Source organism: Flavobacterium sp. (assembly GCF_044341185.1).
GTDB lineage: Bacteria > Bacteroidota > Bacteroidia > Flavobacteriales > Flavobacteriaceae > Flavobacterium.
Map to the genome: position 1 here is coordinate 1 of NZ_JBIISE010000002.1, position 22233 is coordinate 22233.

A 22233-nucleotide genomic window follows, 5' to 3' on the forward strand; every position below is an offset into this window, starting at 1 on the left:
TTAACAAAACTGCGTCGTACAAAAAACATGATAGCGAATCCTACAGCAATAATTGCTTGCAAACTAAAATCTTGATTACTATCAACTTTATAGATTACAGATATCAAAAAAAGTAGTGATGCTATTAAATATAAGTATTGCGTGTATTTAAAATATTTCATAGTTTTTGTATTACATGTTATTGACTTCTCCGTTGTTGTTTTGCATATTAAAAATTTTAAAGTCTTTGCTAAAATCAATTCCCAGTCCTTCTAAGAAGCTCCCGTCAGCATCTCTAAAAGTAAATGCTTCTTCTGTAAAAAACCATTCGTTTTTTTGATCAAAATACAACTGATTGGTTTCTAAAATTTTACCATCGTATGTTTGAATTTTTACATTTCCAATCAAATCGATTACTTCTGTTTTTTTATATGAAATAGCTTTGTCGGCTATTACTGTAGTTTTATTTCCATTTGCATCAATAAGCGTTACTAAAACAGATTTTGGAAATTCAACAAACGGATTTTTTGCAGTTGAATAATCAATCATTTTTAAACTCTGTAAGATGGATTTTACTCTTCCAGAATCGGTATATTTTAAATTAATTGAATCTGCTTCGCCTGTTGGAACAAATGATGTTTTATAAATGCGTTGAACATCTTTTAGATTACTTTCGCAACTTTGCAGAAACAAAATCGCTAAAAGAAAAGCAATATATCCAACCCCTTTTCTCATTATTTTAATTATATAATGTTTTTCTGAACCATTTATCATTAAATAACAAGCCAATATTTATTGAAAAATAATCTTCTTTAATTAAGTTATTTCTTGTTGTTCCTCTTGAACCATATTCGATACCTAAATTCATACTTGAAAAAGTACCAGAAATAGGCAATCCAAATCCTAAAGTAACTGATTTGTCTTTTATAGCCGTATTATTAATTACTAGACCTGTATTTTCATACTTGAAACCACCTCGGTAAGTAACTCTTTGAAAATAATTATTAAATGAATCAAATTTTGGTATAAAAAATCCTCCAATTGCTACTTTTACTGCATTTTCGTACGATACGTTTGAGTAATTTTCAAAACGATTGACTTGGTTCCCTGATCCAGAAAATGCAACATCTCCACCTAAAAACCATTTTCTGTTTCCTAAACCAGCGCCTAATACAAATTTAGAAGGTACTATCAATTTGGAATCGGCAACATTTACTTCGGTATCTGCTGAAGCCGCAACTATAGATCCGTTTGCCAAAGCAGATACTAAAGAAACATTTCTTGTATTAATTGAATTCAATTTAGCTTCAGGAGCGTAGGTTACACTTGAAAAGAAATTTAACTTACTATTAAACTTAGTTTTAAAATTTAACCCAGTATTTACTGCAAAACCAGAGACAGTTGACTCATTGATCTCTCTAGAACCGTAAATAATATTCTGATTTAATACATCGGATTGCGTATTTAATATTCCAAATAAATATTGAAAATCCATTCCGATACTAAATTTTGGAGTAATTTGATACCCTGCACCAAAAAAAACTTTATTTACACCGCCTTTTCCTTTATATTGTTTTACAAATCCATCTACTGATCTAGTATCTGAATTTAATCTATATCCAATCGCACTATGAGGTAAAAGCCCAAGAGAAACACCTATCTTTTTTGACAGTGGAAAACCCATTACCATATAATCAAATGTGGTTTTTTTTGCTTTTTCTGAAGCTGAAGCCGTATTTAAATTATAAAAACTAGACGTCAAACCTACTTGAAAAGTAGTAACTAATTGATTAGAATAAGATGCTGGATTTAATACATTAATATGAATACTATCAGAATACACAGAAATTCCACCCATATTAACAATGTCGTTAGTTCCTTTAAATCTTGCGCTTCCTATTCCGTAAAAAGAATAAGGTGAAGCAGTGTTTTCTTGAGCAAAACCAAAGGTTGCTAGCAATATCGAAATAAATAAGACAATTTTTTTAATCATTTTGTAAACTATAAGTGTATAATTGATGTAAACTTTTTAATAAGAAATTTTCATCGGCAAATATGGTACTTTTTAATCGATTCGCCAAAAAAATAGCGTCGCCGCCTGTTAAAATTATTGTAAATTGTTCTTTTTTAACAGAAAATTCTGAAATAAAGCCTTCAATTTCAAAACATAATCCGTTTACAACACCAGAATGAATAGATTCATCAGTACTGTTACCAATAAAATTATCTGGCGAATTATTTTCTAATAAAGGTAACTTAGCTGTATAATCATTAAGCGCTTGATAACGCAAACGAAGTCCGGGAGAAATGGCGCCGCCTAAATATTCATTTTTATTAGTAATGAAATCGTAGGTTACACAAGTTCCTGCATCAATAATTAAAACATCTTGGCTTGGATATTGTAATACGGCACCAGAGGCTAAAACCCTTCTATCTATCCCTAAAGTAGTTGGAGTAATGTATTTGTTTTTAAATGGGAAATTCGAATCTGCAGTTATTTCAACTACTTCAATATGATTTTTCAACCATATACTATCCATTTCATCCAGCATTGAAACGGAAGCTAGTATTGCTTTTGTATGATTTGGATGTTTTTTAAATATTATTTGAAAATTATTTTGAAAATTATTTTTTTGGAAAACAAAGGTATCAATAATGTTAAACTGCTTAAAAACAGCAACTTTAACATTTGTATTGCCCACATCAATTGTAAGTATCATATTTAATAATTAGAAATGCAAATGTACGAAATTGATTTTTTTTAATAATTGTTTTGGAAAATATAAAATAGGTTCTATATTTGCACCCGCAATGAAAAGGTAGCAATACCCAAAATCGCAAGGTACCTTAGCTCAGATGGTAGAGCAACGGACTGAAAATCCGTGTGTCCCTGGTTCGATCCCTGGAGGTACCACTTAAACCCGAATAGCAATATTCGGGTTTTTTGTTTCTAAAGCACATTACATTCGGAAATCGCAACAGCATCAATTAATAAAATTTTATCATTTATTTTTTGATTATATTGCAATAAATCTTTTACTCAAAAACAATGAAAAAAGTTTATAAATATTTATTCCTAATTATTGCATTTACTTCTTGTACTGATGATTTTGATGATTCCCTATCAGATAATGATAGTAACAATACAAACAATACCACTCAGGGTGCTGCTGTAGTATATGACTTAGAGAAAGTTCCTAAAATCACCTTAGAATTTAAATTAGCAGATTGGAATAAATTACTTCTAAATTATGATTTAAATAGTAAGAATGAGAAAAAAGTAGTTAGTAAATTCTCATATGAAATCAACAGTGAAACAATAATATTAGATAGTATCGGACTTAAATTACGAGGAAATACAAGTAGAAGAAGACCTGAAGGTGCAAATGGTGAATTACATAATCCAAATAATCCGGATTGGCATCATTGTCATTTTGGATTGGACTTTTCTAAATACAAACCAACTCAAAAATTTAAGGGTTTAAATAAAATGGTATTGAAATGGTTTAAAGACGATGCTGCTTATACTCGTGAGATTTATTGTTACAATTTATTTAGAAAATACAATGTTTGGACCGCCCCAAGAGCTTCTTATTGCCGAATAAATATAAAAGTAGATGGAGATAATTTACCCGCAAATTACGGAGTATATGCCATGATTGAAAGTGTTGATGAAGATTATATTGCAGACAGAAGTAGCCAATGGGGTAATAGTGTTGGTTTTTTATGGAAATGTGGATGGGCTGGATGGAATAATGCAAATTTTGTTTCGACTCAAAGTATAGGAATTGAAAATGTAACCTTAAACCCTGCCACATCGGTTTATTATGCCTATGATCTAAAAACACGGGATTTGGAATTAGGCACAGGTTCTGCAGAACTAATCTCATTTATAAATGATTTAAATACAAAAACTGGAACGGAGTTTAAAAATTGGATTTCCCAAAAAATGGATATTGATCTTTTTCTTAAAACTTATGCGGTGAATGTTCTTGTAGGAATGTGGGATGATTATTGGGTAAATGCAAATAATTTTTATTTTTATTTTGCTCCTAATGGTAAAGCTTACTTTATTCCATATGATTATGATAATACCCTAGGAACCTCTTTACTGATGGCTAATAGTGGGACACAAAATCCATTAAATTGGGGTACTAATTCTGGTGAAAGACCATTGATTTCAAAAATACTTGCAATTCCGGAATTTCAAACAAAATACAAATCTTATATCACCGAACTAACTAGTAGCCAAAATGATCTTTTTTATACCACCCATAGTATTAATAGAATTAATGCTTGGCAGGCAATAATTGCACCTTATATTTATAATGACACTGGAGAAGATATGATATTAAATGATGTTCCAGCTTCCTGGGGAAATTGTTCTTTTTATAGATTACTATCTGGAAATAATCAGGGTGGCAATAATGGTGATGCTAATTATTTTAGCTCAAGAATCCTATCAATTCCATTTTAAAAAAATATTTTTAAACGATCGTAAATTACAGCTTCACAATAATAAATTCGCTTCGCCTATTAGCTTGATGTTCTTGTTCTGTACAGGGTATATCGTCAGCGCATTTATTTACTAGTTGGGACTCGCCATAACCTTTACCTGTAAGTCGTTTGGCCTCAATACCATTAGCAACTAACCATTTTATAGTAGCTTTTACTCTCTTGTCTGATAATACTAAATTATATATTTTAGTTTGACGACTGTCTGTATGCGAACGAACATCGATTTCCATAGCTGGATACTGCTTCATTACTTCTAAAATTTTAGCTAAATCTACTTCAGCATCTTTACGAATTATGGCTTTATCTAAATCAAAATATATAATATCAATTCCTAATGTTTTCCTTAGATCTCTTCCTACTTCTAACGGCTGTAATTTTGGAGTCATCAAGATTTTTAAATCTTTCATATCAGACCCTTTAGTAATAATAATCATGTTCTCTACCGTGGCATAATCCTTTTGCTCAGGTACAATTCGGAATTTATTTCCACAATCTACAGCACCAAAATCAAACTTCCCCTCTGCGTCAGATATTTCTTCATCTAGTTTTACATAATTTATATCAAACATGACCACTTTTACTCCATGAATTGGTTCTTGAGTGTAAGAGTCGACAATTACGCCATTTAAATTTTGCTGACAATCTTTTGGAACAGGAATGATTTCGGTACATTTATAAATATCATCAAATCCTAGATTATTTTTTTCTCTATTTGAACTAAAAAAACCATTTTTAGAAGCGGTATCTATAATAAAACCAAAATCATCAAGATTAGAATTTACTGGCTCACCAACATTCTTAACTTTTCCATGTGTCCCATCTTCTTTCAATTGAGTAATAAAAACATCTAATCCGCCTAAACCTGGATGACCATCTGAGGCAAAATATAGTTCGTTATTATTTGAGATAAACGGAAATGTTTCTCTAGCTTCAGTGTTTATTTTATAACCTAAATTTATAGGTGTACCAAAATTTCCATCGGGAAGAATGGCCACTTTATAAATATCAGACTTACCCTTTGAACCTGGCATATTTGAAGAAAAATATAATGTTTTTTCATCTGGAGATAATGCAGGATGAGCGCAACTATATTCGTTACTATTAAATGGTAATTCCGAAACAGCATCCCATTCTTCTCCATTCTTAGTTGCTTTATATAGTTTAAGCAAAACACCTTTTTCGCTATCTCTACCTTTTTTACCATTTAGAAAATTATTTCTTGTAAAATACATGGTCATTCCATCATTTGTAAAAACGGGAGTAGACTCATGATACTTTGAATTAATTTTTTTTGAAAATTTTTCTGGTTCAGACAAGTTACCGTTATCAGTAATTAAAGAGCCATATAAATTTGTATAAGATTGATTTGTCCAACTGTGCTTTTTTACAAAAACACCACCTGTATCTCTTGCAGAGGTAAAAACCAACGTATTTTTATAAAACGAAGTACCATAATCTGAAAATTCTGAATTTATTCCCGCATTTTCAATATTATATCTTCCAGAATTATTTTTTATTTCTTCCAAATAATCAAATTGTTCTTTTGATAATATTGCTCGCAAATCTGAAGTGTTTGCCTGATAGAAAACATCCATCATGTCGTCAGCTTTTTTATAATTGCCAACCGCTTTTAATGTTTGTGCATATCTAAAATAATACTCCGAATTTAATTTTTCATTTAATAAAAATAATTCATTATACCAATTGTTAGCTTCTTTTAATTTAGATTGAAAGTAATAGGAATCGCCCAGTTTACTATACAATTCAACAGATTTATAGCCTTTGTTTGCTACTTTTTCATACGTTTTAATTGCATCAACATATTGAAAATTTTCGTAATTTGAATTGGCTTTTTTTAGTTTAATTTCTTGAGTATAACCAAAAAAAGTAAAGACCAATAAACAAACTTGAAAACTATTTTTTATTTTCATACTATTTATCATGTTAGAAAAATCTAGGTGAAATAATTTTTTCTTGTTTTCCTCTAAACTCGTATCGCAAAAAGATTTCATGTGATCCAGAGTTATAATTAGCTAGTTTTGTACTGTCAGAATCATACGTATAACCGACGAACCAATTACTGTTTATTTGAAAACCAGCTAATGCACTTGCAGCTGCACTCCATCTCCAGGCGGCACCAAGTACAAATTTATCAAAAAACATAAAATTAGCAGTTACATCTGCTTGAAGCGGAGCTCCTTTCACGGATTTAATTAAAAATGCGGGTTTAAATTTTGTAGTTTCTGAGACATAAAAAACATAACCTCCTATAAAATAATAATGCAATGCATCTTTAGCTATAGAAGAAGTATTGTCATCATAATGTTTTGTTTCTAAAATAAATGGTACAGAAACACCCGCGTATAATTTATCAGAATGATAGTAAACACCCGCTCCAATATTTGGTGAAAATTGATTGTCTATATTATTCTGGAACTTTGGATCGTTTTTATCATACTTATTTAGTTTGGTATAATCTACATTCAACAAACTTGCAGAACCTTTAATACCAAAAGATAACTTATAATCTTCTGAAGTATTTACAGTATATGAAAAATCTGTAGAAACTGTTTTTCTATCTGAAATTCCAATTTCATCTTTTGAAAGTGAAATCCCTAATCCAACTCTGGAATTATTTATTGGAGAATGTAGTGATGATGCTGTAGTAGTAGGAGCGCCTTCTAGCCCTACCCACTGAGCTCTATATACCCCAAAAACGCTAAGAACACCTCTTGAACCAGCGTATGCAGGATTTACATTTAAAGTATTATACATATATTGTGTGAACTGTGCATCTTGCTGAGCTACTGAATTAGTAGTGTTTAGCAATATTAAAATAAGCATAAAAAAGAACTTCGTAAATGCTAATTTAATTTTTTTGTTAGTTTTAAATATCATTCAATAGAAATTTTTAATGTAAAACAAATATAGTTTTATATAATTAAAATATACATTAAAAAAAATGATGAATAAAAAGAGTTTATTATTTTTTTATAATTTTAGCAGAATGAACAAACTTATCAGAGGAAAGTTTAACTAAATATTCTGCTGTAGAAAGATGTACTAAATTTAATTTGATTGAATTATTTTCATTTTTAACGTCTTCAGAATAGACTAAACGTCCTAAAACATCAAAAACAAATGCTGAAATTTTTTCACCTGGAGAAATCGAAAATGAAAAATTAATTTCATTTACAAATGGATTTGGATACACCGTTGTGGTAATAGATATTGTATTTTGCTCTAATATTTTACCCCAATTACTTTGTTGAAAACCTTGCTGCACAACATAACCATTTGAAGAAGTACCCGTTACGGATTGTTGACCAACAGTATATCTTACTTGTTGACCATTTTGAGTAATTACAGAACCGCCTTGTGCACTTATCATTTCGTGATGAAGTTGTTGTGCGACTAGAAATTTACTAATAAAAACTAAAAATAGTGTAAAGAAAACTCGCATTGTTATATAGATTAAATAAAATTAACCGCAAAGATAAAAAGTATTCTTTATATAATTAATAAATAAAAGTTGTTTTTTATGTAGAAATTGTTCTACACAAAACATAATTAATTGAATTACAATAATTTAAAATAAATTATAAAAAAAGTGAGTCCGATGGACTCACTTTTTTAAATAAATACTTAATGTATTTTATTGCTGATATTTGTAAGTAAATCTTACTTTATTTCCAACTTCATTTCCATTAACATCTTGTTGAAAAGCTTCTATTACGTATGATACTGAAGTTGCTGGAGTAACGGGAGCAGATGAATTTTGAAATTTATTTGCACCACCAGTTCCGGCTGTACCATTTGCAGGAATAATAATTTGAGCATCATTATTTCTAGGATACAAACTCCCAATTGTTATAGCTGAACCTTGTAAACAAACACCATCATTAACATTAGGACCATAACAAAAGGAAATGCCATTTGTATTTGGCACACCTGTTATTGATATTAATCTCATTCTTACTTTCATTTCAGATGAGGAGGTATTTTTAAAATAAAACTTTAATGCATTTGTAGGATCTACTAAACCTGCTGAGCCAGAAAACAATATAGTACTGCCATCTAAAATTTCTGAATTTGATGGATAATTAAATACTTTTAAAGTATTGGTATCTATAACATCAGGTGTTCCAACTTCATCTTTTGAACAGCCAATTGTAGCAAATCCAACCAATAATGCCATTATTAATTTTTTCATATGATTTGTAATTATTTGATTATTATTTTTTCAGTTTGTTCTCCTAATTCATTTTTCATTTTTAACAAGTAAACGCCTTGTTGTAAGTTGGAAACGTTTATAGATGATTGATTTGTTATATTTGAAGCAGAATAAACTTCTTTCCCTGTAATATCAACAATTTTAATTTCTGTTGTTAAAGCAGTATCAATTGTGAATACTCCGTTTGAAGGGTTAGGGAAAACCTTAATTTTAGCTACTTCAAAAGAATTGTTAGATAATTGCTGTGTAGCTACTGCTGAATTCATGATTTCTTTAGTGTCGTAATCTTGTACAAAAACAATCACATCTAAATCAGTATATTCTTCAATATTAGTTGAAGATAAATTAACTGATAATCCAGTAGAAATAGGAGTATCTGCCGTGCAATTTAATATCGTACCATTTGCATCCGGCATCATTTTCATAAATACATTCTTAAAAGATGTTTCTCCATTAGTTGCAACGTTTCCAGTAGTTATTTTTTCAACTACAGCAACATATAATCTATAATTTCCAGTTAAATATGGTGTTGTATTAACAGTAACATTCATTATACTACCAACTAAATTTTTTGTTGCAGAAACAAGAAAATATCCTGGAATTGCTGCGTATCCATTTACTTCAGCCTGAAGAGCAGCTGTAGAACCGCTTCCAGAAGCTTTAGAGTCTATAAATAATGTTGGGGCTGCTGAAACATCATAAAATGTTCTTCTAACTCCAACTTCTGCAGTATAATATGGATCACCAGTTCCAGGCCAATTAACTTGATAATTAATTAACGAAACATTTGTTGAGTTAGTATTGTAATATGGGGAAAACATATTGGTGTTAAATGAGGCGCAAGGTCCACATGTTGAACTTGTAAATTTTTCTAATAATGGTTTTCTAATTGTTGAATTACTTGCAACTCTAATTATTTTAATTGCTTCATTATCAAGTGTGTTATCTACTGAACCATTTGGATTAGTTACCCATACTTTTAATGAATAATTTCCAGGAGTTGGTGTCCATGTTGTTGCATGTGAAAAATTATAGGTAGCACCTGCTGCTAAATTTAAACCAGTTAAATTTTGAGTATAAATTGTACCATTATTCACTTGCCAATTTAATGTTGCCGTATTTACAACACTGAATCCGTTATTTCTAAAAGAACCTGTAATTGAAGAAGGTGTATTTCCAATAATTGTAGCACCTAATGCAATATTTTCCATGCCTAAATCATTAGAACCCAATTGTTGAACTGAAACAGCATCTACGTATGTATTATTACCATATTGCGATGTTGCCACTAATCTAATAAATCTTGCGCCAGCTGTTGCCGCAGGAATATTAAATTGATATATATACCAACCCTCTGCTGATACAACTGGTGAAAGTGCCATAGATCTATGAACAGTACCTAAAAGTGTTGTAGTTGAAGGCACAGTAGTTGCCGTTGGCACAATGTGAACTTCCACTTTATCTGCATCAGTGTTATAACCATTATCTCGGTACATAGCAAACTTTACAGAATAGTAGTTAGAGCCAGATAAGGTAAATGAAGGTGATGTTAATGCGAACACATTACCAGCTGCCACATCATATGAAGCGAATTTTGCCATACCAGCACCAACATATGGAGAACAATCAGGATTCGTCCCAACTTGAACATTGGTCCATCCAGCATTTGTAGATGTACCTGATAATCTAACAACCGACCAGTTTAAAGCTGCATCAAAGTTTTCAGACATTACTACTTGCGCATTCATTTGAAAAGCTGCAAACAATAATGCAATTAAAGTAATTTTTTTCATATTTTTAGTTTTTGTAATTCATTACAATACTAATAAAATAATTTTGAAAATCAATGAAATATGTCAAAATAATTCTAAAAATAGTAAAAAATTAATTATTTAGGTCCGAAAAAAATTACAAAAATGGTAAAATTTCATTTTTTAATCTATCGTATTCTCCTTGAAGGATTAAACCGTTGTCTAACAGTTTTTTATAATTATTTAGCTTATCAAATAATTCCTCTTTTGATAACTCTGAAAGTTTTTTTTCGTGCGATACAATAGGCTCTTCTAATTCTGTGTCCTGAACTACCGGCATGATTTCTGCATAAAAAGTTACTTCTTCTGCTGGAATCTCTTCAATTTCAACTGATGTATTTGCTACTGAATTTGAGCTTGTCGAAAACCCACTTTTAAAAATATCCAATTGTTCTTTAGCATAGGTATATAATTTACGTGCTTGGTTTTTTGGCAAATATTCTACCGTATGTGTTAAATCGGTTTTCGTTGAAAAAGAAAAATCGGAACCTAGAAAGCCTTCTTTTACAAATGTTCCAGCAATATCATCCCAATCGTAATCCATAAATTCCATAGATAATCCTAAATTTTTAGGTTTACATAAAATAATGCGTTTATTAGTTACCACAATACTATCTGGAAAAACGGTAATTGCAGGTTTTTTTTGTACCGCAATGTATCCTACTTCTTCATTAGACATTAATAAATTTTCCAATTTATTCGTAATTTTTTCAATCGCTTTAGGGTCTTGGTCTTCGTTTAATATTTTTTTTAAATTGTCAATCATTTTGATTAGTTTATTAGTTGAGAGGTTAAAAGTTTTAAAGATAGTATCAAAAGTAATGCCTAATTTTCAGATTCTTTAATTTCTGATTGAATTTTTTTAGTTAAACTCTTAAAAACCAAATCGAACGAGTCATTAATTAATTGACACATCATTTTATCATTCACATCAGAATGAAACTCTATCGTATTCCAATGTTTTTTACTCATATGATATCCTGGATGTATTGCGTCATATTCCGCCCGAAGTACTTCTGCTGCATCTGGATCGCATTTTAAATTTAAACTTGGTTCGTTACTTTCCCATTGTTTTAAAGACGTAAGACAAAACATTTTTCCACCTACCTTAAACACCAAAGTATCTTCATCGAACGGAAAATGTTCGGTTACTCCTTTTTTAGACAGGCAAAATTCATATAGTTGTTGGATGTTCATGTTATCAAAAATAAATAAAATTTATGAATTGTTGAACCTTTATTTATTTTAAATAAGTTAATTTTATTAAATATTCAACTTTTTTCACTAAAAAAATGAAAAACTATATTACTAAAAATCAGATTTTTAACGTTTTTTCAACTGCAAGTTCTAAAGAAATTCCATTTATTAATCAAAAAGAATATTTGGTCAACGGGACATTCAAATCTTGGAATGGTCCATTCAATGAAATTCATGGAGCGATTTGCAAACCAACTTCCGATGATAAATTAGAACGTATTTTAATTGGAAAAATACCGAAAACAGGTTTGCCAGAAGCCATTGAATGTTTAGAAAGTGCTGAACTAGCTTATGATAATGGTTTTGGAGAATGGCCAATGCTTTCTGTTGAAAAAAGGATTTCTCATGTAGAACATTTTGTAGGCGAAATGCTAAAATTGAGAACTGAAGTAGTAAATTTATTGATGTGGGAAATTGGAAAATCTGAAAAAGATTCTGAAAAAGAATTTGATAGGACTATAAAATACATATATGACACCATTGAATCCTTAAAAAAATTAGAACGAAAATCGGCAACTTTCACTATTGAAGAAGGGGTTGTTGGTCAAATTCGTCGTTCGCCTTTAGGAATAACTTTGTGTATTGGACCTTATAATTATCCTTTAAATGAAACATACACTTTGTTGATTCCTGCCTTAATTATGGGTAACGTCATTTTATTTAAACCACCAAAACATGGTTGTTTATTGCATTATTGTTTATCAAAAGCTATAGAAAAAAGTTTCCCAAAAGGTGTTGTAAATTATCTTTACGGAAAAGGAAGTGAAATTGTTGAACCCTTAATGAATACAGGTAAAATTAATGTTTTAACTTTAATTGGATCTAGTAAAGTTGCGTCTGACATTAAAAAAGCACATCCAAAAGTAAACCGATTACGAGCAATTTTAGGTTTGGATGCAAAAAATCCAGCCATAGTTTTAGAAAATGCCAATATAGAAAATGCTATAGAAGAATGTCTTTTAGGAAGTTTGTCTTTTAATGGACAACGCTGTACCGCATTAAAAATATTGTTTGTTCACGAAAATATTAAAGATGAATTTATAAAAAAATTCTGCGAAAAAGTGGATGCATTGAAATTTGGAATGCCTTGGGACGAAAAAGTGCAAATTACACCTTTGCCTGAGGAAAATAAATTTAATTATTTGAACAATTGCATAGCTGATGCCGAAAGTAAAGGGGCAAAAATTATGAATGAGAATGGCGCCATTCAAAACGGCACTCTGTTTTTCCCAGCAGTACTATATCCTGTTATTGAAGGGATGAAACTGTATCGCGAGGAACAATTTGGACCAATAGTACCTATTGTTTCATTTAAAGAATTACAAGAACCGATTGATTATATGATTACATCAAATTTCGGACAACAAGTGAGTATTTTTGGAACGGATACCCACGAAATTTCGCATTTAATTGATGGGTTAGTCAATCAAGTTTCTCGTGTAAATCTTAATGTACAGTGTCAACGTGGACCTGACACTTTCCCGTTTACCGGTCGTAAAGATTCTGCAGAAGGTACACTTTCGGTTTATGATGCACTTCGATCTTTTTCGATACGAACTGTTGTTGCCACTAAAGAAAATAAGGACAATAAAGCTATTATTAACAAAATTGTAACTGAAGGAGAGTCGAACTTTTTATCTACGAAGTTTATTTTTTAAGTTTTAGATAAATTTCTAATATTATTGAAAATTAATCAATTGCATATAAAACTGGCTTGCTCGGACTTGCATCATTTTCAAAAGAGGCAATTTGTAAATTCAATAAATAAGTGCCGTTAGAAACGGAATCTTCTACAAAAATTAGTTCTGTAATTGTACAATTTAAACGCGCATCCTCGTTTAAAATTGCGGTGTTTTTTACATTCCAAAACGCTTTGTGCGCCAATAATTTGCCTTCATCTTCTTCTCTGTCTAAACTTGGCAAATCAATTAGCAGATGATTAATTCCGATTTCACGAATATAATTTGCCGCTTCTTCCAACAAATAAGGTGGATTAGTGTGCGAATAGTTTTTTGATTTTTTATCCGATTTATTTGGAAGGGTACGAATGATTATGGCCTCTGGCATTTTTCCATTTAAAGAATTTTCAATTTGACTTTTCGTAATTACGAAATCGTCATTTCTTTCTTCTGGTGAAATAGAAACTAGTTCTGCTATGAAAAAAAACTGCTTTAAACACTGATTGATAGAATAAAAATCATTAGTTATATGTCCTAAACATTCGGTGTGAGTTCCGTGTCCGTGTGGATTAAAAAATATATTGTTAAAATTTGTAGAACTTCCTTCCGATACTTTTCCTACCCAATTTTCAAAAGTTACGGGTTCAATTACCGGTTTTTGAATATACCAAGCAATTGGATTGGCATCTGTATTAGATATAGGTAAAGAAATATCAATAGGTTTTGATAAGTCGATGTTGAAGTTGTTTATTATTGCTTTCATTTTTAGCACATGGATTTAACGGATATTTTTAGCACAGATTTAATCAGATTTTTAATATCCGCGTACCAATATCAGTTCAAATTTAGCAAAAACAAATCACTTGCAATACCATCACTTAAAAATTTTCCTTTTTTAGTGGTTTTTAAAATATTATTTTCAACTTCTAACAAATTATCTGAAATATATTTTTCTGCTTGATGATGCAAATACTCTAAATAACTACTTCCAAATTCGGAATCAATTCTATCGAGGGAAATACCCCAAATGGTTCGTAAGCCCGTCATAATATATTCATTATACTGATCTGTTTTTGATAAAATTTCCGTTTCTGAAGGGAGCTTATTTTCTGCAATTGCTTTCAAATACAATGGATTATTTGAAACATTCCAACTTCTACTTTTTCCATTAAAACTATGCGCAGACGGACCAATTCCAATGTATTTTTTACCTAACCAATAAGCGGTGTTGTTTTTTGAAAAATAATTTGGTTTTCCAAAATTCGATAATTCATAATGTACAAACCCGTTTTCTTGCAATTTATCTATTAAAATATGAAAATGTTGTTGCGCTAAATCATCATCCAAGGTAGAAATGGTGCCCGATTTTATCATTTTATACAATGCCGTTTTTGGCTCTACCGTTAAGGCATAACAGGAAATATGTGAAATATTAAAACTTAGTGCTGTTTCAATATTTTTTAGCCATTTCTTATTACTCATATTTGGCATTCCGTAAATTAAATCGATGGAAATATTATCAAAATGTTGCGTAGCAACTGCTAAACATCTTTTAGCTTCTTCCGAATTGTGTGCACGATTCATAAGTTGTAAATCATCTTCAAAAAAGGACTGAACACCAATTGATAATCGGTTTATTGGCGAATTGGCATATTGAATAACTATTTCAGTATTTAAATCGTCAGGATTGGCTTCTAAAGTAATTTCTGGATGTTCAACTACTTGATAATTTTGGTAAACAGCGTCAACCAAAAATCGTAAATCGTCAATAGATAATACGCTTGGTGTTCCTCCTCCAAAATAAATGGTTTCTACTACTTCATTTTGAAATTCGTCTTTTCGAAATTCCAATTCTTTTACCAAAGCCAAGACCATTTCCTCTTTCTTCTTCATTGAAGTAGAAAAATGAAAATCGCAATAATGACACGCTTGCTTGCAAAAAGGTATGTGAATGTAGATGCCGCTCATTTAAAAGTGTTCACTATTTTCTAATTTTATCATCATTCTGTTTCACAAAAGCATCCCAACCAGAATAGCTTGTGGTTCCCACTACTTTTCCAGTATTGAAGAAATGACAAACCGCAGCTGCTAAACCATCAGTAGAATCTAAATTCTTTGGCAACGATTTAAGTCCTAATAATTGTTGTAACATTTTTGCTACTTGTTCTTTACTGGCATTTCCATTTCCTGTAATGGCCATCTTTATTTTCTTGGGTTCGTATTCAGTAATTGGTATTTCTCTTGATAAACCTGCTGCCATTGCTACACCTTGTGCCCTCCCTAATTTCAGCATCGATTGCACGTTTTTTCCAAAAAACGGCGCTTCAATGGCTATTTCATCTGGGTGATAGGTGTCAATTAATTCGATAGTTCGCTCAAAAATTCGTTTCAACTTCATATAATGATCATCCATTTTATTAAGTTGTAATTCGTTTAACTGAATAAACTCCATTTTTTTATTTACCACACGAATAAGTCCGAAACCCATAATAGTAGTTCCTGGATCGATACCGAGAATGATGCGTTCGTTTGACAAAATTATTGTTTCAGGATTAAGGATTCAAGTTCAAAGTTTTGTTTCTTTGCAAAATGATTTCAAACAAAATTAAACAATATCTTACACTTATAATCAAACTCACGATTGTTTTTGGTGCTTTTTATTTCATATATGAAAAATTAGCAAATGACGACAAATTAAGTTGGAATCAATTTTCTGAAATCATACAAGAAAAATTTACTATTACATGGTTGATTTTTATGTTAGGATTTAGTTTTCTTAATCGGTTTTTAGAAATTTTAAAATGGCAGAATTTGGTTGAAGTAGTTGAAAGAATTTCGCTTTACACGGCTACAAAACAAGTTTTAGCAGGTGTAACTGCAGGATTATTTACTCCAAACGGAATTGGTGAATATGCCGGAAAAGCACTTTATTTCCCAAAATCTGAAACCAAACGAATATTATTTTTAAATGTAATTTGTAATGGAATTCAATTAATTATTGCTATTTTTTTTGGGTTAGTTGGCCTTTTATACTTGGGTTATTTGTACTCTTTTTTAATTATTTTATTTATTTTATTACTACTAGTAAGCTTTTTATTTTTAACAAAAAACGCTACTATAAAAGGATATTCTGTTCAATTATTTATTGATAAAATTATAGAAATTCCAAAAAAAATTCATCGAAAAAATGCATTGTTAGCTATTGCTAGATATATTACCTTTTCGCATCAATATTATTTTTTGTTTTTGTTGTTTGGTGTGAAAATTGATTATTTTACTTTAATGGCTACAATAACTGCAGTATATTTTATTGCCAGTTCTTTACCGTCTTTTCAATTTTTAGATTTTGTTGTAAAAGGAAGTGTCGCCATTTGGTTTTTTAATAAATTACATATTGATGACTACGTTGTTTTGTTTATCAGTACTTTTATGTGGATGGCAAATGTAGTAATACCCGTACTAATTGGGAGTTATTTTGTATTGATTTTTAAACCAAAAAGAAATTAAGTTTATTTTTCTTTCTGTAAAACTACTGGTAATTGAAATTCAGATTTTACAGGAATACCTCTTTTTATTGCTGGATTAATTTTAGGAAAATCGGTTAATCGCAATTGAAAAATACTATCTAATTGAATTTTATTATAAGCAATTGAATCCGAAATAATGGCTTCAAAATTAACATCCGAATTTGAAGAAATAATTACTTTTACCTGAATGGTATCTAATTGCGGAAACAATTTAGCAATACTATCATCTTTTAATTTAGAATGCAATTGCGAAGAAAGTGTTTCATAAAAACAAGATTGTTTGCTATACGTATCTGACAAGGAATCACAAGCTGTGAATGATGGAAATTCATCTACTTGTTCCCAATTTATTTTTTTGAGTTCTTGTTCTAATAATACTTTTTCATCCGGCACTTTCTTATCGAAAAACTGGCACGATTGTAGTAAAAATATTAAAAAAAAAGCAATTACTTTATTCATTTTGATTTTCAACTATTTAGTTTTCAAAAATACAATTTTATGGAATATGTTTTATTGATTTTTATATTTTTATTCGAACTAGTACAAATCCTTATTTTTAGACATAAAAAAATCCCGAATAATCGGGATTTTTTATTATTTTATTAAGATTATTTTTTTACAATCTTATGAATACTTCTTTGATTATCAGTTGAAATAACTTCTAAAACATATAATCCTGGAGTATAATTAGTTAAATCAAGTTCTGTGGTAGAAACAGTTACTTTTTTATTGATAAGTTTTTTACCTAATAAATCGTAAATATTTACTTCAGAAATAGTTTGATTGTTTTTAGATTGAATATTCAAAATTGAATTCGTTGGGTTTGGATATACCATAAACTCATTAGTATTGAATGATTCTGATTCTAAAAGTGCCACAAATTCAGTTGTAAACGTATTCGTTACAATAGCTGGGTTGTAGTCAAAATAAATAGATGCCGCATTTGGAATAATATCACCAACGGCATAACCTGCTTTTGGCTTGATTTTGAAGGTTACATATCCTTTACCAATGGTAGAATTGGCAACTGAAACGGGTAATTGAATATTGTTAAATTTCCAATTTAATTCTGTACCTACTCTGTCTAATTCATAAGCATGACTAGAACTAATCATTGATAATGTACTTTCATCTAATTTACTATTTAATACATCATTGATTCTTACATTAATAGCACTAGCGTTACCCGTGTTTTCAAAACGAATAGTGTAGTATAAATAATCGTTAGAAGTGAAACTAGAATGTAATATTTGAGGGCCACGTGCTTCCATTTTATCATTTGGATCGTATGCATTTACTACCATTTGAGTTAATGTATTACTGTTGTTCTCAAGAACCACATCACCAGTAGTTGGTACGATTGAAGCTTGACTTACCAAATAATCACCTGCATTTACTGTTGGAATAGTTGGTACTAACATAATTACATCAACTGTTCTTACTTCAAAAGGTAATAAGTTAGTGAAATTATAAGTAAATCCTGTTGTTGTACTAGTAGTCGCTGGATTAGTAGATACAATTGATACTGCACTAGGCTTTGTAAATGTTAACGTTCCAGAAGGAATAATTTGATTTCCTAAATTAGCATACACAATTCGGTTTATATAATTAAATCCTGGTCTTGGTGCATTAAATGGGACAACAGCAACTCCTAAATCGTTATAATTTTGAAGCGATGTTACTGGAAAATTATAAGTTGTCATTCCAGCTCCTGTTGGTGTTAAATTTAAAAACTGAGAAGGATTTACATTATACATTGTTGTATATGCTGGGTTTACTACAAAAGAAACATCATATGAATTAGTAGTAACCATATCATAAATACTAAATGATCCTGTTGGAGCTATTACATTATGAACCACGCCATTATCATTTTTCTCATGTGTAAACTTTCCTAATGGAAAATTCACTTCGCCAGTATCTTTTGTACCATTATTATTTGCATCTAAAAAGGCATTAAATGTAAAACCTGTACAGTTTATTACTCCAGTAGAAGTTGACATATTATTAATGGTTACAAATCCATTTTGATTAGAGAAATTAGTAACCATCATTAAATAGTATTGTCCAGCTTGTGCATTTTGAATTACAGGATACTCTGTAGGAGAAGCCGAATAACTACAACTAACAATATTGTTTGGTCCTACTAAGTTACAACTTGATGTACCACTAGTAAACGGACCATAAATAATATAATCTACATCTTGATTATTATAACTAGGCGCATTATTTCCTTGTGTAATTACTAAATTAATATTTCCAGAAGTGCTAATAGGTAAATAGAACCAGTTAGGATTTGGTGTGGTATTTAAACATCCTGAAGCGCCAGTACTAGCAACACTTATAGTATTTGTAAATGGGACACCTAAAGAATTACATAATAAATTTGCGTTTGCACAAGATGAAGCTAAATTACAATTAGATTGCGCAAAAACAGTTCTTGGATAAATTTTGTCACATGCATCGCCAATAATTTCTCTAATAAAAATAGTACTACTCAATGCTGAAACAGGAACTACAAAATTAGTAGCCGGTGTTAATGGGTTTACTTGATTTTGTGCTGCAACTAATGTTGGGTAATAAACTAATGCGTTATTCGTATTAATTACTGCTTGTGAAGTAGTTAAATCAAACACCACTTGTTGGTCGTTATTATCATCACATTGCACCATAGGATTTAAGGCTGGCATAACTTGATAATCAACAGCATTTATTGTGAAACCACTAATTTGCATCATATTTCCAGAAGAAATTTCTGTAGCTCTAGAAAAAATAGTATAACTTCCTTGGTTTACACAATGTGGGCTTACTAGAGGATTAGCGCCAGAAACAGCATCCGCTTGAGAAGAATGATACGATACCGTATATAAATTCGCAGGTTGATTTGCTAAAATATTTGGTGTATTGCTAGCTAAATTAAAACATCCGAAACCATTTGTTACACATGCCGTCATGCTTTGTGGTTGACCAAACTGTGGTGGGCAAGGCAAAGTTGTAAAAGTAACTAAAACACTTGGCGGACTAATTACATTAGGAGAACAAACCGAAACAATTTGAGCCGTACAAGTCGTTCCACATGGTAAACCTGTTAATACATATGGACTTGTTTGTGCTGCAAAATTTCCAGCAACAGTTCCGTTCATAAACAACTGAATGTTGTAGGCATAAGTAGAAGTGGTATTCTGTACCCATGAAACCGTAGCGGAATTGTTTGTAATATTTGACACAAAAACATTCGTTGGTGGCAAACATTGAGCGCTAACAAAGTTAATGGCTACACTCAAAAGTACTAATAATACAAGTAGTTTTTTCTTCATTTTATAGATTTTAAGTATTAATTTTTATAATTTAAGTGGCTAAATATAAGTAAATTAAATATAAAAACAACAATTTGTGTAGAATAAATCAGACAAAAAGTAAAAACTCTATTAAAAGACGTATTTATTAATTATGTTTTTGGAGTAAAATGAAACTTGTGTAAATCAAAAAAGCCATCCACAAAAGTGGAAAGCTTTTCATCGGTCTAACTACTAAACCATCGTCCGCCAAGGCGAACTAAACAACACAACTACGTTTCTCTTGAAGACTCAAGATTTTTGGGCAAAAAAGCATTCTAATAAATTAGAATGCTTCCCAAAATTTGCGGTCTGGACGGGACTCGAACCCGCGACCCCCTGCGTGACAGGCAGGTATTCTAACCAACTGAACTACCAAACCGTTGCTGTAATGCGAGTGCAAATATACTACAGTTTTTGTAACTTACAAATATTTTAATGAAAAAAATCCGAAATAAGAATCATTACTTATCCAAACTTCTGTTTTTCAATTAAATATGTGGTTAGTATTTTTTCAAAATTTTCATTTACTGAAACTGGAACGTACTTAATTTTATAGGACGCACACGTATTAGCTATGCTTTCAAAATAAGTATTTACAACTTTTTCGTAACTTACTTTCATGTTTTCGGCAAATAAATTTACTTCTTCACCTGTTTCCATATCAATAAACTTTCTTGGTGTGTTATCGAAATCAAAATTCAACTCTGTTTTTTTATCAAAAACATGGAACAAAACCACCTTATGTTTGTTATGCTTTAAATGCTGCAAAGCACTAAATAGTTTTTCATTGTCTTGATCGATAAACATATCTGTAAACAAAATAATCATCGAACGACGGTGAACTTTTTCAGCAATTTGATGAAGAAATGTAATCGTATCGGTTTTTTTTGATTCTTTTGAGTCGTTTAATATGTTTTCAAACTGATTTAAAATCATTCTGTGATGGCGTTCACTTCCTTTTTCTGAAGCGTAATATTCATAGGTATCAGAGTAAACGGAAACGCCAACCGCATCGCGCTGTTTCTTCAATAAATTCATCAAAACAGCAGCTGCTAAAACAGAAAATCCAATTTTATTTTCGGAAAAATTTTGATTAGATTTTAATTTTGGATAATGCATCGATGAAGAATTGTCTATAATTAGATGACAACGTAAATTAGTTTCTTCTTCGAACTTTTTCGAATATAATCTGTCTGTTTTAGCAAATAACTTCCAATCTATATGCTTGGTGCTTTCGCCCTGATTATAAATTTTATGCTCGGCAAATTCGGCAGAAAACCCGTGAAACGGACTTTTATGCATACCAGAAATAAATCCTTCAACTATTTGATTAGCCAAAAGTTCTAAATTCTTAAATTGGGATATTTTTTCGAGTTGCGATTCTAAATTCATATCGTAAATATATAAAAAGATTTTAAATCCTATATGGAAATTTATGAGTAAAAAAAAGGCTCAACTTACGTTGAACCTTTTGTAATATATATTTCCTATTGATTATAGTAATGCGTCGATTGCGTCAGTATAGGTTTTTTTAGGAGCTACTCCTACTTGTCTTCCAACTACTTCTCCGTTTTGAAACACTAAAACTGTTGGAATATTTCTTACACCGTATTTTGCAGCAAATTCTTGATTTGCATCAACATCTACTTTACCAACAACTGCTTTTCCTTCGTATTCTGTAGCTACTTCATCAATAACTGGACCAACCATTCTGCAAGGTCCACACCAAGCTGCCCAAAAATCTACTACTACTGGTTTGTCTGATTTTAATACTACTTCCTCAAAAGTAGCGTCTGTAATTGCTAATGCCATATTTTTATATTTATTTTTTTATACTATAAATTATTATACTGCGAAAGTAGAAAATATATTTAAGCTGTGAAAAAAATT

At 30.6% G+C, this 22233-nt stretch carries 20 protein-coding genes and 2 tRNA genes; 4 read left to right on the forward strand and 18 right to left on the reverse strand.

Annotation, left to right across the window (positions count from 1 at the left end; all coding sequences use genetic code 11):
- Positions 1-171 precede the first annotated feature (171 nt).
- The 3 genes from lptC to ACIQZ1_RS00555 are packed head-to-tail and all read right to left on the reverse strand — an operon-like array spanning position 172 to position 2699.
- Positions 172-714, reverse strand: coding sequence for an LPS export ABC transporter periplasmic protein LptC (gene lptC, locus ACIQZ1_RS00545; RefSeq protein WP_396158042.1), 543 nt, complete (start codon positions 712-714; stop codon positions 172-174).
- A gap of 4 nt (positions 715-718) precedes the next feature.
- Positions 719-1972: a hypothetical protein gene (locus ACIQZ1_RS00550; protein ID WP_396158044.1), complete on the reverse strand. Its 1254-nt coding sequence runs from the start codon at positions 1970-1972 to the stop codon at positions 719-721.
- Entirely contained in the window at positions 1965-2699 is a 735-nt protein-coding gene (locus tag ACIQZ1_RS00555) for a type III pantothenate kinase (RefSeq protein WP_396158046.1), read from the reverse strand. Before ACIQZ1_RS00555 ends, ACIQZ1_RS00550 begins: the two co-directional genes overlap by 8 nt.
- A gap of 121 nt (positions 2700-2820) precedes the next feature.
- Here ACIQZ1_RS00555 and ACIQZ1_RS00560 point away from each other — a divergent pair.
- Both ACIQZ1_RS00560 and ACIQZ1_RS00565 read left to right on the forward strand, forming a co-directional pair.
- A tRNA-Phe gene (locus ACIQZ1_RS00560) sits at positions 2821-2893 on the forward strand.
- Positions 2894-3028: 135 nt separating this feature from the next.
- Entirely contained in the window at positions 3029-4456 is a 1428-nt protein-coding gene (locus ACIQZ1_RS00565; protein WP_396158048.1) for a CotH kinase family protein, read from the forward strand.
- A gap of 25 nt (positions 4457-4481) precedes the next feature.
- On the opposite strand, the gene ACIQZ1_RS00570 is transcribed toward ACIQZ1_RS00565, so the two are convergent.
- The 7 genes from ACIQZ1_RS00570 to ACIQZ1_RS00600 all read right to left on the reverse strand — a co-directional run bounded on the left by ACIQZ1_RS00570 (position 4482) and on the right by ACIQZ1_RS00600 (position 11739).
- Positions 4482-6428, reverse strand: coding sequence for an OmpA family protein (locus ACIQZ1_RS00570; protein ID WP_396158050.1), 1947 nt, complete (start codon positions 6426-6428; stop codon positions 4482-4484).
- 13 nt (positions 6429-6441) lie between these two features.
- Positions 6442-7395 (reverse strand): type IX secretion system membrane protein PorP/SprF, encoded by a 954-nt coding sequence (locus ACIQZ1_RS00575; RefSeq protein WP_396158052.1) that lies wholly within the window; start codon positions 7393-7395, stop codon positions 6442-6444.
- An 85-nt stretch (positions 7396-7480) separates the two neighbouring features.
- Positions 7481-7888 carry a T9SS type A sorting domain-containing protein gene (locus tag ACIQZ1_RS00580; protein WP_396158054.1) on the reverse strand — a complete coding sequence of 136 codons (408 nt, stop codon included), beginning with the start codon at positions 7886-7888 and terminating at the stop codon, positions 7481-7483.
- A 264-nt stretch (positions 7889-8152) separates the two neighbouring features.
- Positions 8153-8710, reverse strand: a complete 558-nt coding sequence (locus ACIQZ1_RS00585; RefSeq protein WP_396158056.1) for a hypothetical protein — start codon at positions 8708-8710, stop codon at positions 8153-8155.
- Positions 8711-8721: 11 nt separating this feature from the next.
- Positions 8722-10524 (reverse strand): T9SS type A sorting domain-containing protein, encoded by a 1803-nt coding sequence (locus ACIQZ1_RS00590; protein WP_396158058.1) that lies wholly within the window; start codon positions 10522-10524, stop codon positions 8722-8724.
- Between the two features lie 115 nt (positions 10525-10639).
- On the reverse strand, positions 10640-11308 hold the full coding sequence (locus ACIQZ1_RS00595; protein ID WP_396158060.1) for a PH domain-containing protein: 669 nt from the start codon (positions 11306-11308) through the stop codon (positions 10640-10642).
- Positions 11309-11367: 59 nt separating this feature from the next.
- A complete protein-coding gene (locus ACIQZ1_RS00600) occupies positions 11368-11739 on the reverse strand; it encodes an MmcQ/YjbR family DNA-binding protein (RefSeq protein WP_396158062.1) in 372 nt (123 codons plus the stop codon).
- A gap of 95 nt (positions 11740-11834) precedes the next feature.
- Here ACIQZ1_RS00600 and ACIQZ1_RS00605 point away from each other — a divergent pair, with 95 nt between their 5' ends.
- Positions 11835-13457 (forward strand): NADP-dependent glyceraldehyde-3-phosphate dehydrogenase, encoded by a 1623-nt coding sequence (locus tag ACIQZ1_RS00605; RefSeq protein WP_396158064.1) that lies wholly within the window; start codon positions 11835-11837, stop codon positions 13455-13457.
- 31 nt (positions 13458-13488) lie between these two features.
- Here ACIQZ1_RS00605 and ACIQZ1_RS00610 read toward each other — a convergent pair whose 3' ends face one another.
- The 3 genes from ACIQZ1_RS00610 to ruvC form a co-directional block, all read right to left on the reverse strand.
- Positions 13489-14241, reverse strand: coding sequence for a cyclase family protein (locus ACIQZ1_RS00610; RefSeq protein WP_396158066.1), 753 nt, complete (start codon positions 14239-14241; stop codon positions 13489-13491).
- Between the two features lie 71 nt (positions 14242-14312).
- Complete coding sequence (gene hemW / locus ACIQZ1_RS00615) at positions 14313-15446, reverse strand: radical SAM family heme chaperone HemW (protein ID WP_396158068.1); 1134 nt, start codon at positions 15444-15446, stop codon at positions 14313-14315.
- Between the two features lie 13 nt (positions 15447-15459).
- Positions 15460-16014 carry a crossover junction endodeoxyribonuclease RuvC gene (gene ruvC, locus ACIQZ1_RS00620; protein WP_396158070.1) on the reverse strand — a complete coding sequence of 185 codons (555 nt, stop codon included), beginning with the start codon at positions 16012-16014 and terminating at the stop codon, positions 15460-15462.
- A gap of 53 nt (positions 16015-16067) precedes the next feature.
- Between ruvC and ACIQZ1_RS00625 the strand changes: the two genes are divergently transcribed.
- Positions 16068-16985 carry a hypothetical protein gene (locus tag ACIQZ1_RS00625; protein WP_396158072.1) on the forward strand — a complete coding sequence of 306 codons (918 nt, stop codon included), beginning with the start codon at positions 16068-16070 and terminating at the stop codon, positions 16983-16985.
- 2 nt (positions 16986-16987) lie between these two features.
- On the opposite strand, the gene ACIQZ1_RS00630 is transcribed toward ACIQZ1_RS00625, so the two are convergent.
- From ACIQZ1_RS00630 to trxA, 5 genes are all read right to left on the reverse strand, one after another.
- Positions 16988-17464 (reverse strand): hypothetical protein, encoded by a 477-nt coding sequence (locus tag ACIQZ1_RS00630; RefSeq protein WP_396158074.1) that lies wholly within the window; start codon positions 17462-17464, stop codon positions 16988-16990.
- A gap of 149 nt (positions 17465-17613) precedes the next feature.
- On the reverse strand, positions 17614-20322 hold the full coding sequence (locus tag ACIQZ1_RS00635) for a T9SS type A sorting domain-containing protein (protein ID WP_396158076.1): 2709 nt from the start codon (positions 20320-20322) through the stop codon (positions 17614-17616).
- 326 nt (positions 20323-20648) lie between these two features.
- A tRNA-Asp gene (locus ACIQZ1_RS00640) sits at positions 20649-20722 on the reverse strand.
- An 86-nt stretch (positions 20723-20808) separates the two neighbouring features.
- On the reverse strand, positions 20809-21735 hold the full coding sequence (locus ACIQZ1_RS00645) for a DUF58 domain-containing protein (RefSeq protein WP_396158078.1): 927 nt from the start codon (positions 21733-21735) through the stop codon (positions 20809-20811).
- A gap of 102 nt (positions 21736-21837) precedes the next feature.
- Entirely contained in the window at positions 21838-22155 is a 318-nt protein-coding gene (gene trxA, locus ACIQZ1_RS00650; protein WP_166125498.1) for a thioredoxin, read from the reverse strand.
- Positions 22156-22233 lie beyond the last annotated feature (78 nt).